The 12,398-nt window shown below is 63.1% G+C and carries 13 protein-coding genes; 4 read left to right on the plus strand and 9 right to left on the minus strand.

What is annotated here, in order from left to right; genetic code table 11:
* Positions 1–89 precede the first annotated feature (89 nt).
* Genes QM596_RS00375 through QM596_RS00385 form a run of 3 tightly spaced genes read left to right on the plus strand, consistent with a single transcriptional unit; the run spans position 90 to position 2,110 of the window.
* Positions 90–872 carry an IclR family transcriptional regulator gene (locus QM596_RS00375; RefSeq protein WP_019746079.1) on the plus strand — a complete coding sequence of 261 codons (783 nt, stop codon included), beginning with the start codon at positions 90–92 and terminating at the stop codon, positions 870–872.
* Positions 869–1,681 carry an alpha/beta fold hydrolase gene (locus tag QM596_RS00380; RefSeq protein ID WP_283307765.1) on the plus strand — a complete coding sequence of 271 codons (813 nt, stop codon included), beginning with the start codon at positions 869–871 and terminating at the stop codon, positions 1,679–1,681. Before QM596_RS00375 ends, QM596_RS00380 begins: the two co-directional genes overlap by 4 nt.
* Before the next feature lie 42 nt (positions 1,682–1,723).
* A complete protein-coding gene (locus QM596_RS00385) occupies positions 1,724–2,110 on the plus strand; it encodes a RidA family protein (RefSeq protein WP_003946047.1) in 387 nt (128 codons plus the stop codon).
* 13 nt (positions 2,111–2,123) lie between these two features.
* On the opposite strand, the gene QM596_RS00390 is transcribed toward QM596_RS00385, so the two are convergent.
* The 9 genes from QM596_RS00390 to QM596_RS00430 all read right to left on the minus strand — a co-directional run bounded on the left by QM596_RS00390 (position 2,124) and on the right by QM596_RS00430 (position 11,339).
* The gene (locus QM596_RS00390; protein WP_080910782.1) at positions 2,124–3,374 is read right to left on the minus strand and encodes a reverse transcriptase family protein; all 1,251 of its coding nucleotides are present in this window, start codon (positions 3,372–3,374) and stop codon (positions 2,124–2,126) included.
* Positions 3,375–3,614: 240 nt separating this feature from the next.
* On the minus strand, positions 3,615–4,556 hold the full coding sequence (locus QM596_RS00395; protein ID WP_020971394.1) for an ABC transporter substrate-binding protein: 942 nt from the start codon (positions 4,554–4,556) through the stop codon (positions 3,615–3,617).
* A 41-nt stretch (positions 4,557–4,597) separates the two neighbouring features.
* Positions 4,598–5,305: a class II aldolase/adducin family protein gene (locus tag QM596_RS00400; protein WP_283307766.1), complete on the minus strand. Its 708-nt coding sequence runs from the start codon at positions 5,303–5,305 to the stop codon at positions 4,598–4,600.
* The gene (locus tag QM596_RS00405; protein WP_020971392.1) at positions 5,302–6,456 is read right to left on the minus strand and encodes an LLM class flavin-dependent oxidoreductase; all 1,155 of its coding nucleotides are present in this window, start codon (positions 6,454–6,456) and stop codon (positions 5,302–5,304) included. The genes QM596_RS00400 and QM596_RS00405 overlap by 4 nt, the downstream gene beginning before the upstream one ends.
* Positions 6,453–7,562 (minus strand): LLM class flavin-dependent oxidoreductase, encoded by a 1,110-nt coding sequence (locus QM596_RS00410; RefSeq protein WP_283307767.1) that lies wholly within the window; start codon positions 7,560–7,562, stop codon positions 6,453–6,455. Before QM596_RS00410 ends, QM596_RS00405 begins: the two co-directional genes overlap by 4 nt.
* Positions 7,559–8,602 (minus strand): ABC transporter substrate-binding protein, encoded by a 1,044-nt coding sequence (locus QM596_RS00415; protein WP_029256742.1) that lies wholly within the window; start codon positions 8,600–8,602, stop codon positions 7,559–7,561. The genes QM596_RS00410 and QM596_RS00415 overlap by 4 nt, the downstream gene beginning before the upstream one ends.
* Positions 8,586–9,428 carry an ABC transporter ATP-binding protein gene (locus tag QM596_RS00420; RefSeq protein ID WP_029256741.1) on the minus strand — a complete coding sequence of 281 codons (843 nt, stop codon included), beginning with the start codon at positions 9,426–9,428 and terminating at the stop codon, positions 8,586–8,588. Before QM596_RS00420 ends, QM596_RS00415 begins: the two co-directional genes overlap by 17 nt.
* The gene (locus QM596_RS00425; RefSeq protein ID WP_020971388.1) at positions 9,425–10,282 is read right to left on the minus strand and encodes an ABC transporter permease; all 858 of its coding nucleotides are present in this window, start codon (positions 10,280–10,282) and stop codon (positions 9,425–9,427) included. Before QM596_RS00425 ends, QM596_RS00420 begins: the two co-directional genes overlap by 4 nt.
* 4 nt (positions 10,283–10,286) lie before the next feature.
* Positions 10,287–11,339 carry an NrtA/SsuA/CpmA family ABC transporter substrate-binding protein gene (locus QM596_RS00430; RefSeq protein ID WP_019746070.1) on the minus strand — a complete coding sequence of 351 codons (1,053 nt, stop codon included), beginning with the start codon at positions 11,337–11,339 and terminating at the stop codon, positions 10,287–10,289.
* A gap of 247 nt (positions 11,340–11,586) precedes the next feature.
* Between QM596_RS00430 and QM596_RS00435 the strand changes: the two genes are divergently transcribed.
* Positions 11,587–12,336 (plus strand): IclR family transcriptional regulator, encoded by a 750-nt coding sequence (locus QM596_RS00435; RefSeq protein ID WP_020971387.1) that lies wholly within the window; start codon positions 11,587–11,589, stop codon positions 12,334–12,336.
* Positions 12,337–12,398 lie beyond the last annotated feature (62 nt).

Below are 12,398 nucleotides of genomic sequence, written 5' to 3' on the forward strand. Positions count from 1 at the left end.
TAGTAATTTCCAAGACGAATGCCAAGGGTTTTCCAAGAACACGAGATTTCGGATCGCCGGGTACATCCACGGCACCGGGAGGGGATCGGATGACGAAGGGTTCTGCGTCCGCCGTCGACAAAGCGCTGGATCTACTCGAGGCCATCGCGCGCTCGACCACGCCGATGAAGCTCAGCGAACTGGCAGAAGAAGTCGGGATGCTCCGCCCGACTGCGCACCGAGTGCTCGGAGAACTCGCGAACCGTGGTTGGGTCTTCCGCTACGACGGTCGCTATCTCCCCGGCCCGGCTGCACTGCAGGTTTCCCACGAAGCGGCAGCGCACTCGTTGGCGGCCTTGTGCGATCCGACCATGCGGGTGCTGTCCGAGAGCACGGACATGATGGTGAATCTGCAGGTTCTCGAGAGCGGCGGAACGCGGATCATCGCGGCGCTGCGTCCCGAGAGACTCAAGATGATCACTCGGATGCTCGGGGATCTGCTTCCGCCGCACCGGTTCGCGGGTCCGCTCGCGTTGGTGGCGGCACTCGAGGACAACACCCGGGCGCCCTACCTGGCGATGGTGGAGAAGAGCGGCTATCCGCTGGAAGGCCCCACCGGCTTTCTCGCCGACATAGCCGAGACGCAGAAAACCGGATTCGCCGTTGTACACAAACGATCTCAGGACATCATCGGTTCGGTCTCGCGCGCAGTGTCTTCCCGCAAGGGATCTCCGCTCTGCGCGTTGACGGTGATCGGGTTCGATACCGACTTCGATGCGAAAACGACGCGAATGGTCGAAGAACACCTGCTGCGGGCCACCGATGAAGTGCAGCAACTCCTCACTGACCACACTTCGGGCAAGCGCCCGTCCGACACAGGAGAAGAAGGATGATTTCACGGACCGAGGGCTTCATCACCGTCGCAGACGGCGAACGGGTCTGGTACGAGACTGCCGGCGAGGGCCCGGATCTGATTCTCACGCACGGTCTCGGCGGCAACGCTGCGGTCTGGTACCAACAGGTACCGTACTTCGCTCAGCATTATCGGGTAATCAGCTGGGATCAGCGAGGATTCGGACGGTCCACCAACGAGAATGGCAACCACGGCCCGGTAGCGGCAGTCTCGGATCTGATCGAAATCATGGACCTGTTGGCGGTTGATCGAGCGCACGTGGTCGGCCAGTCGATGGGCGGTTGGGCCGCAGTGGGGGCCGCAATCGCTGTTCCGGACCGGGTGGAGTCGGTAGTCCTGGCCTGCACGACCGGCGGCATTCCCGTCGGATTCGGTCCGGACGGCGCACCTCCCCTCACCGCGGCGCCCGTCACGGCGCGGCCACTGGGGGAACACCCCGCTGTGGGCGGACGGTTGCCGAGCTTGGACATGGCGAGGGCATACCTGTACCAAGCTCTCGGCACCTTCGGTCATCGCCCACCTGACACCGAGTTCTTCCGAATTCTCAAGGCCCACAACTACTCGCCGAGCGATCTTGCCGCGGTGACGGCGCCGGTTCTGCTGATCGCGGGTGAGCTGGACGATTTGATGACACCCGAGCGGATTCGCAGCGCCGCCGAGTTCCTGCCCCACGCCGAAGTGGTCGAACTTGCCGACCGCGGCCACTCCCCCTACTTCGAGGACCCACACGCGTGGAACGAGTTGGTGGCGCACTTCCTGGCCGATGTTCGTGCCCGCCCAGTGCGCTGAAACACCAACTCGTCACGCATATTCCAACTCCGAGGAGATCTAATGGATTCATCTCAGACCGTCGAGTTCATCCCACCCGCTTTCGATACGCCGTTCTCCACCGGAGTGCGCGTCGGAGACGTTCTGTATCTGTCGGGTCAGATCGGCATGCTCCCGGACGGGACTTTGGCCGACGGCTTCGAAGCGCAGGCTCGACAGACCATGGAGAACATCGTGGCTTCGCTGATCGCTTACGGTTCCGGCGTCGAAGCAATCTTCAAATGCACTGTCATGCTTGACGACATGTCTCGTTGGCAGGAGTTCAACAAGGTCTACCTCGAGTACTTCCCGGCGTCGAGACTGCCGGCCCGCAGTGCGTTCGGAACAGATGGACTGGCGCTGGGTGCGCACATGGAGGTCGAATGCATGGCGTACACACCGCGGGTCTGACTGCTCGCGGGCACTAACCGTCCCAATCCACACGTTCAGCCAGGCGCAGCAATGTGCGTCGGCGTGTAGTGCTGGTTTCGCCGATGTGCGCGATCCGGCCGTAGATGTGGGCGCGGAAGTTCTCGATTCCGTCCCGATTCTGTTCCTGCGCAGAAGTACTGGCGGCATTGTGCAGCAGGGCACGCAAGCGATCGTAGTCGTCACGCGGATACGACGGTTGGTCGTTGATCACCAGCCCGGTGAGGTGTTGGCGTCGATGAGGGCGCATCACCTTGGTCTTTCGTGGATGGATGGCAAACCCTTCGTCCCTGGCGATCTGCTCGACGCTCCAGAGGAGGGTTCCGACGTCGGCAACTTCGATTCCGGAGAAGGCGAGGTCGTCGGCGTATCGGGTGTAGGTGAGCCAGTTTGCTTGTGCGAGTCCACTCAAGCGGATATCGAGTTTGCGCGCGACGAGATTCGCCAGTGCAGGCGAAGTTGGCGCGCCTTGCGGAAGATGCGCGGTGCGTAGCTGTGATGCCTGTGCATACGGTAGGCCGCGCAGGGTATCGGCAGGTGTTGCAACAGTGCACAATCCGGTGAGAACTCCCGCCACTGCGGGTGGATAGCCGAGGGCTGTGAAGACGGCGTGAACGCGGCTGCCGGTGATCGAGGGGAAGAACTGCGCGAGGTCCACACCGATCACGATTTCCGACTGTGCGTGCGGCGCTGCAAAAGTCAGAGGGCTTCGACCACGGACGAATCCGTGTGCCGCGTCGTGTGGGGGCACCAGGTCGAGTATGCGGCGCAGAATCTTGCGCTGAATTTCGCGCAATCGAGGTTTCGGTACCTCGAGGAGGCGAGCGCCGGTCTTCTTGCTGATCTGCATGGGCCGGTAGTGGCGTAGTGGTAGGGGTTTCGTGCGGAGCCATTCCCCTCGGTCGGCAAACCACTCGAGTTCGGAGATCGTCAGATCCAGTGAACGAGCCAGGTCCACACTGGTGTTGTAGCGGGGAACGTCGAACCGCCACACCGAAGATTCATTGGTGTCCAGTGAGAGAGGAACAGGCCGCAGGCGAGGTAGTTCGCGAAGCAATCGGTACAGCGTTTGCGGTTCGAACGGTGGGGCGGGCATGAGGTCGAGAACGCGCACGGCCAGGAGCGTCGGGGAAACACCGAAGACGGTTCCGAATGCCTCCTCGAGGCCGCTGAGGGTCCACGGAGCGTCAGCAGCCGCAACGGCCAGACGACGCGCCAACTCGGGATCGAGCTCGAAGTCACGCATGATTCGACTCCGGGATGCGACGGGGCGGGGTGACCAAATCCTTTGTCCGGTGCGGCGGCAAGCACGCGGAGCGTGCCGAACGCCGGTGGACGCAGTATCCAATTCTTCTGGCCGACCCAGGGGTTACCCCTGAGACTGGTCGCGTGGACCAACTCTCACCCACGCGCCGCCGCATCTCTTCACAATGGCAGACCGTTCGGTATCTGTCACGTGTGAAGCGGATCTGTCAGGTGTGGGTTCTCAGATCGACGAACGATCCGAACCGACGAACTCGCTGATCCACGGCACGACTGCTTCGCGGACGGTGACCGCCTTCGGCAGTAGCCCGTTGCTCAGCAGGAGATCGGCCGCTCGCTGCTGCTCGTCGAGGAACTCGTCGGTGACCGGGTTGACACCGAAAGGACGCCCGCGCAGTGCAGCTTCCCAGGCATCGATGCTCGCGGACCCGCCACGCTTCTCGATGTCGTCGACGAAGATCTGCGCGGCTTCGCGGGGGTTGGCTTCGATCCAGGCGTCGGATTCCTGCAGGGCCTCGATGATCGCCTGGAGGGCCTCCGGGTTGGTATCCGCGAAATCGCGCCGGGTGAACCACAGTGAGGGGTGGCTGAAGAGTCCGTCGGTGGCGATCAGCGTGCGCAGTTCGTGATTCGCTTCGATGTCGGTCAGCCCCGGGTACGCCCCTACCCAGGCATCGATGGTGCCGTCGACGAGGTCCGCTCCACCACCGCGCACGTCGGTATCGACGGGGACGATGTCGGACCAGGTCAGCCCCGCCTGATCCAAGGCGAACAACAAAAGTGTGGTCTGCCACGATCCGTGCGCGATGCCGACGCGCTTGCCGCGCAGGTCCTCTACCGTGTTGATCTCGGACTCTGCCTTGACTACCAGGCGCCCGTTCTCCACGCGGGGGCCGGAGATTCCGATGTAGACGAGATCGCGGCCCTGGGCCAATCCGGTGACCGGCGGCGTGAATCCGGTTCCGATCACATCGTATCCGCCCTCCTCGAACAGCCAGTCCGAGTGCAGGGTCGGCAAGGCGTTTTCCGGGTTCACTGCAGGCTTGGCGGGAAGCTCACGCAGGTCCACCCACTCGACATCGGGGAGACGGCGTTCGAGGATTCCGGTGTGGCGCAGTACGAACAGCGAATTGTTGTGTGGGAAGTATCCGACGCGAACGGTCATGAGATCTACGGTTTCCTGTTCTGAATCAGTGATGGGGGTGGCTAGATGAGGCCGCGTCGACGCGCCTCGTCGGCGAGTCCGCTACGGCCCCACTGCACGACGAGGTTGGATGGATCGAATTCGACCGAGCCGCCGAGGGTTTCGGCGATCGCCTGGAACTGGGCGCCTTCCTCGAGGAGGACGACGAACTTCGCGAGGTCGAGTAACCCGCTGCGTCCGATGACGTTGACCCCGCCGTTGGCTTCGAAAATGGCGACCAGATCGGGATCGTGTTCGAGGCGCTCGAGAATGAACTCGCCCGCAGAACGGGATCGATCGATGTGCGGCGGAATCTCTCGGGAGAGCGTCAGCCTCTGCGAAGCCGCATAGCGGATGGGTAGCGTCCGATGGGTCTGTGCCCAACCGCCGAGCCACGGAGTGTGGATGTGGACGACGCTGGTGATTTCCGGATGCTGACGGAAGACGGACGCGTAGCCGGTGACAAAACCAGCCGATCCGTTGCCGGACAGCACCTCTCCCTCGAACGTAGCGACAACCGGTGACACCGATGGGTCATCCGCCCACGGTCCCGGGTCGTTCAGGGCGACCGCGATTTCGGTGGCGGGAACGCGTTCGACGAAGTTCACGGTCCCGTTGGCTGCAACCGTTCCGGTCTTGCGGAAGACGTCGAATGCTTTGTCTGCTGCTTTGCGCGCTTCTTCGACGAATGCTGCGGTATCGGCGTCGAGTCGAGTTTCGGTGGTGGTCATCGAGTCTCCAGTCCAGAAGATGTGATCGGGGTGCGCTGCAGGAGGGGAAGAACTTCTTCGCCGACGCGGTATGCCTCTTCGAGATGCGGGTTACCCGCGAGGATGAAGGCGTCGACGCCCAGTTCGCGCAGCTCGTCGAGGCGCTCGGCTACCTGCTCATAGCTGCCGACCAGTCCGAACGCTGGTCCGCCGCGGATGAGGCTGAAGCCACACCACACGTTGGGCTGCACTTCCAGATCTCGGTAACCGGTGATGTGTTCGGGCACCCACCCCTTGATGCGGGCGGCGCCCACCGAGTCACCCTGCGCTGCACGGTCGGCGGCCCCCTTGTCGACGAAAGCCCAGCCTTTCTCGATCTCGGCCCACGCGGCTTCTTCGGTGTGCCGGGCAACGACGTCGATGCGTACGGCGAACTTCGGGGTGCGTCCCAGCTTGGCCGAATTCTCCCGCACGCCGTCGATCTTGGCTCTCAGATCGGCGTACGGCTCCAGCCAGGAAAGGTAGTAATCGGAGTGCAGTCCGGCGGCGGCGACGGCTGCTGCCGAAGATCCGGAGAAGTACACCTCGGGAAACGGCTGGCCGGCAAGCCCGGGTGGAAGTGCGGCACCGTGGGTTTGGAAGAAGCGACCGTCGAAGTCGAAAGGTTCGCCGTCCCACACACCCTTGAGGACATCGAGGAACTCGGACGTCCTGGTGTAGCGATCGTCATGGTCGACCTTGTCGCCCCACCACAGCTGAGGCGCTCCGCCTCCGCCACTGATGATGTTGTAAACCAGACGTCCGCCAGTTGCTCGCTGCAGACTGGCCGACATCCGCGCGGCCTGTACCGGGTGAAGGAAACCCGGTTGGAACGCGACCATGAAACGGTACGTGGTGGTCTCGGCGGCCAACGCTGCTGCGGTCGCCCACGGATCCTCCGTCATCGGGAAGGACGGCAGCAGTCCGCCGAGGAAGCCGGCAGACTCGGAAGCCTTTGCCACCGCGGCCATGTGGTCGATGTAGCTGTATCCGTCCAACTCGCCGCCGCGGATCGCGGGAGCGATGTTGCCCGGCCCGTATCCACCGGCATCGCCGCGGTTGTAGCGACGCGGAGTACGCAGCGACGCGTGGTCGCCTTCCATCCCGATCCGCCAATAGAAATCGATGCTCATGCGGTGGCCTTCTCTTCTGTGGTGGCCTTCTCTTCCTTGCGGATCCGACCCTCGGGATCGACCAGGTGCAGGAGATGCTCGCCCGCCCGGTGCAGCTCTTCGATGTGTGGCCGACCTGACAAGACGAAACCGTGCACGCCGAGATCGCGATACGACGACAATCGCTGTGCCACTTCCTCGTAGCTTCCGACGAGGCCGATACTGTGCTCGTAGCCGATGCGGTCGAATCCGGACCACAGGATGCCGCCCCGATCGATCTCGAGTGCAGCGGAATCGGCTTCTCTCAGTTGCCGTTCGACGCGAGCCCAGGCTTCGTCGGCTGTCTCCCTCGCGATGATCGGGATGCGCAGGACCTTCTCGACGGTCCTGCCGAGTTCGGATGCTCGGTCGTCGAGGGTGGTGATCCGTGTCGACAACTCGTCACCGGCAAGGGTGAACTGATGGACATCGGCATGGTGGGCCGAGAGTTCCAGAGCTTCCGGTGAGTCTCCGGTCAGATGTACTCGGGGAAAACGGAGTCCCGACAAGATGCCTCGGAATCCGCCGCCGAGTACGTCGTAGTACTCGCCGTCGAAGTCGTAACCCGTGCCGCCGAATCCGCCGGGGAGAATCTGTTCCTCGTTCCACACACCGCGTGCGACGGTCAGGAACTCCGCGGCGCGCGCGTAGCGGTCGGCTCCTCGAACCACGTCTCCGCGAGCAGCGGCGTCTTCGGGGTCCGTCTCTACCTTCACTCGCCATTCGAGACGACCTGCCGACAGGCGCTGAAGTGTCGCCGACATTTTGGCGGCGTAGACGGGGGTGCCGAAAGTGGGGTGAAACTCCACGACCACTCGCGAATGACGCGTCTGACGTAGGGCGGCGGCAGCAACGATCCAGGATTCTTCGCCATTCGGATCGTACGGTGCGACAACGCCGTCGACGCCCGACAGTTCGGCTGCGAGAACGATCTGTGCCAATTCGTCGAAGGGCCCGAAGTTTCCGGGGCGAACATCGGTCGCGACGGTAGTCGGTCGCTGTGGCCCGAAGCCGCCGCGACTGTTCAGCGCGGCCACGGCCCGGCGTCCGTCACCGCGCGAGGGCAGCTCCCAGTAGACGTCCGTCATTCTTCTGTGCCCTTCTGCGCGGCGACAAGTGCGCGTGCCTGTTCCAGTGGTTCGTGCGCCACCCAGGACTGCAGGTCGAAGTCGGCGGCAAGGAAGCCGTGCGCATACAGGAATTGTTTCTGCACGCCGAGCAGGTCCACACGCTCGTCCGACAGGCTCAAATGCAGTCCGGTGTGGAAGTTCTCGCCGTAGGCTGCCACCACACCTTCGGGCCCGGACTGTGTTTCGGTCTGCAGCACGGCTCGGACCTCGTCGATGTTGGCTGCGGCCCAGTCCGCTGCTCTCAGGCTCTCGGCGAGGAAACCGACGACGATGTCCGGGCGCTGTTCGAGTAGGTCGGCATGAACCGTGATCGGTCGTGGGGTGCCGTTGTTCACGCGATCACGGAGGGATGCAGTGGAATCGAGATCGACGGCCACGGCGAGGCCGTGTTCGCGGGCAACTTCCTGGGCGCGGGCGCCCTTGACGTAGATGGCATCGACGTCGCCGCGGAGCAGGGATTCGACACCCCACGTCGTGTTGCGGGTAGACGAGGCGGTGCGGACCTCGGGGGCTGCGGTCGTCGCAACCTCGACGAGGGTGACGTCGGCAAAACTCAACTCGCCCAGTCGAAGTGCGGAGGCGAAGCCGTGCAGGGCCATGGCGCGAGGAAAGCTCCTGGCCTGATCCGCAGCCCAGGCCGGGATTCCGATCCGAGCGCCGGCCAGAAGACCTGCTTCTCGGATGTCGGAGTCTCCGCGCACCAGGATCGCCTGGGCCTCGTCGATCCAGGTGAGCCCGATGAGCCGCGTCGGAGAACCACTGGCACGCGCAGCCAGTGCGGGGACGTTGCCGCCTTCGCGAATGAGTCCGGAGAGATGGTGATCGAAATGGCGCACTGCCAATTCCGGTCCGGCATCTTGCAGTACGCCGAAACGCACTCCGGATTCGTTTGCCGTCCGGTCGAGCCAACCGAGACTGTTGGCGAGACCGCTGGCGGTGGGAACGGGGCAGCGGGTGTACCAGAGTGTGTCGATTGCGGAATCAGCGATCAATGTCATGACTGTCCTGTCCGTCGGGGAAGGTGCGGCCGACACCGAGTTCCTTCAGGAAACTCGCTCGGTAGCGCAAAGATTCGGGATCGTTCCGATCGCGGGGGCGTGGCAGGTCGATGTCGACGTCCACGGCAAACCCGCCCTTGTCGAGGATGAGCACGCGGTCGGCAAGTCGTACGGCTTCGTCGACGTCGTGCGTGACGAGTAGTACAGCCGGACGGTGGCGGGCGACCAGATCGCCTACCAAGTCTTGCATTTGGAGCCTGGTCAAAGCGTCGAGGGCCGCGAACGGTTCATCGAGCAGTAATAGTTCAGGTTCGCGAACGAGAGCGCGCGCCAATGCGACGCGTTGGGCCTCGCCGCCGGAGAGGGTGGCCGGCCAGGCACGGTGCTTGTCCGCGAGGTTGACCTCGGAGAGTGCGTTGCGTGCATTGTCGGTCACCTGACGTGACCGTTTCTGTCCGACTGTGACATTGGCCAGAACTCGCTTCGACGGTATCAATCGCGGTTCCTGGTAGACGACCGTACGGTCGCGCGGAACCAGCACCTCGCCGCTGTCCGGTGCTTCCAAACCGGAGAGCACTCGCAACAGGGTCGTCTTGCCGGTGCCGCTGGGGCCGAGGAGAACGACGAACTCTCCGCGTGTGATCTCGAGGTCGATACCACCCAGAACAGTCTTGTCACCGAACGACTTCCGCACTCCGGTGAGTGAGACTGCCACTGGAGATCCGGCTCGTCGTTCGGCCGCAGTGGTGCCGGTCCGCTCACGCGTTGCCAACGGCGGCAGAGGTGCTTCGGAGGTAGGCAGCGAGCCGACGGTCGTGTTCGTCACCGCGCCACCGACAATCTCCGCCACGGCATGGAGTACCGCTCGATCAGCCTGACCACGGCGTCGAAGATGAGACCCAGCGCCGCGTACATGACGATGCACAGAACCATGTAGTCGGTACGGTTGTATTCCTGCGCCAGGGTGACGAGGTATCCGATGCCCTCACGTGTGCCGACCTGCTCGGCGGCGATCAATCCGGTGATGCTGAGCGACAAGCAGATTCGAAGCCCCATCAGAACACCGGGGAGGGCGGTCGGAAGAATCGCTCCGAACACCAGTCGCCAACCTGTCAGTCCAAAACCCTGTGCCGCTTCCACCATCTTGCGATCGACCCCGCGCACTCCCAGGTAGGTGTACGCGTACATGGGGGCGACGGTCGCGACCGCGATCAGGACCACCTTGAAAGTTTCGTCGATACCGAACCAGGCGATGAACAACGGAACGAGCGCGAGGAACGGAACCGCGCGATTGATCTGCATGGTCGAGTCGATCAGTTCTTCGCCGAGCGAGGAGAGGCCGGACAGAACCCCGAGAACCAATCCGACTATCACACCGACCGAAACACCGAGTGCAGCACGTTGAAGCGACGCGAGACCGAAGTCGACCAACTGACCCGACTGGTACAGCTCGGCGAATGCCGTCCACACCGCCGGAGGTCCGGCCAGGATCTCTTCGCGGATCAGTCCGGTAGCGGATCCGATCCACCATCCGGCAACCAGCAGCGCGGGCACGAGGAAGCGGAGGGGGATCGAGACCCACTTGGGCCTGCTGCGATTGCGCCGGTAGCGGGGCGTTTCGAGTTGCGGATGTTCCACTGACTGCGACGCCGTTCGTGCGGGGCGGGTCAGCGTCACCATCGGGTCACTTCCCCTCGGTGGTGGGCGCTGCCGCTGCCGAACCTGCCACAGCACCCTGGAGGTCGAAGATCACGTCGCTGCCCTTGAGCGGCTGCTGGATCACCTTGTTCTCGGCGAACAGTGTGGAGATCGATTCGAGGTCGGTGGCATCCGCTGCGGTCGGATAGCGGAAGTTGGTGATCTGGCCGCCCAGGGTGATCGCGTCGTCGAGCCGCTGTCCGGAGAGTGCACGCGGACCGGTCTGTTCGAAGACGTTCTCGAAGGCTGCTGGGTCGGCCTGCTGCTTCGCGGTGAGTTCCTGGGTGACCTCGAGGAACTTCTGGACCACCTCGGGATGCGCTTCGAGTACTGCGGTGCGGCCGGCGATGATGGTGCTGTCCACGGAGTCGATGCTCGCCTCGGTTGCGATCTCGACCGCGCCCTTGGCCTTCGCCTCCTGATATGGAATCAGGAAGGATGCCCACGCGTCTACCTGCCCGGTGGAGAACGCCGACGCCGCGTCAGCCTGTTGCAGCGGAACACGTTCGACGGAATCGATCGGCACTCCGGCCTGCGTCAGGGCCTTGAGCGTGATGTACTCGCCCTTACCTGCAGGGTTGACGGCGATGCGCTTGCCGGCCAGATCTGCGACGGTCTTGATTCCGGATTCCGGAGTGGCGATGATGCCGGCCTGGTCCTTGTTGTACGGGTCGGACGTGGCGAAGATGCGGACACCCACGTCCTTGGACAGTGCTCCGACGACGGGACTGTATGCGCCGGTTTGGATGTCGAGTTCTCCGCTGTTGAACAGTTTGAGGTTGGAGCTGAATCCCGGTGTGGTCTTGACCCATTCGATCTTTGCGCCCAGCGGTGCCAGCGCCTCGTCGTAGGTTCCGTCACGCTTGCCGACGGCGATGGCACCGGAGTTTCCGGGATCGAAGACTTTGAGCGTGAAGTCGGCGCTGGAATTGCCTGCGGCGCTGTCGGAATCGGAAGACCCACACGCCACCGCCAACCCGGCCAGCGGGATCATGGCGAGCGCAGCGGCAGCTCGTGGCAGTCGGCGGAAGCGGGACATGTATGTGGCTCCTTCAGGCGTTGATTCGTCAGAACTGACGACGATGACGCTATTGGGTGCGTGTCCGTTTTACCCCCGTTTGTTTTCTGGAGATTGGAAATCTTGACAACATCGGAAGTCTGTTTATCTGGGCTTTTGTGGGTCCGCGTTAGGTTCCTTTCCACCTGATGGAAAGGATGGCCGGACTGCTGGGTCCGTGTTAGCGTCCGATTCTCAGGTCGATCAGGCCACAGCGAAAGGATCGTTCGTGACGGACGCACGCGGCGCGGGAGTTCAGACGGTAACCCGTGCCCTGACCATGCTCACATGTTTTCGCAGTGGCGAAGAACTGGGAGTCTCGGAAGTTGCGCGGCGACAAGAGCTTGCGGTCAGCACCACGCATCGATTGCTGCAGTCGCTCGTCGACGCGGGGTTCCTCGAGAAGGACGACGCAACCAGTCGGTATCGCATCGGCGCGGCGCTGGCGGCTTACGGACAGGTCTCCTACCGGCAGCATCGGATCTATCTGTCCGAGCCCTATTTGGAGCAATTGGCCGCGACGACAGGAGCATCCGCCTCCCTGGCAGTGCGAAGCGGAAGTGAGGTGGTGTTGCTCGGATTCAGTCGGTGGCGCGAGGCCGACGGGCACGTGCTCCAAGGTGTCCGCCTTCCCTTGCATGCGAGCGCACTGGGGAAGGCCTTTCTGGCTTGGTCCGATGTCGACGATTCCGAGCTCGCTGCGCTGCCACGTGAAGCGACCACTCAGCGTGCGATCACCGACGTTGCCGGTATCCGCCGGGAATTGGAACTGACTCGTGAGCGAGGATACGGATTCAACGACGAGGAGTTGACCCCGGATTACCGAACGATCGGAATTCCGATCATCGATGGATCCGGCACTGTGCGTTACGCTCTCGGGCTTCGTGGTCCGGTCGAGCTGATGATCGACGAACGGATTCCGTTCCTCGCCGACCTTGCCAAGGTGACTGCGCGACAGATCGGTGAAGTGCTTCTCTGAACTGGCGTGAATCGCTTGTGGCAGATCCGGCCGAACGTGATTACCGTTGAAGCCGAGGGCGC

Source organism: Rhodococcus sp. IEGM 1406 (assembly GCF_030056745.1).
GTDB classification, from domain to species: domain Bacteria; phylum Actinomycetota; class Actinomycetes; order Mycobacteriales; family Mycobacteriaceae; genus Rhodococcus_F; species Rhodococcus_F erythropolis.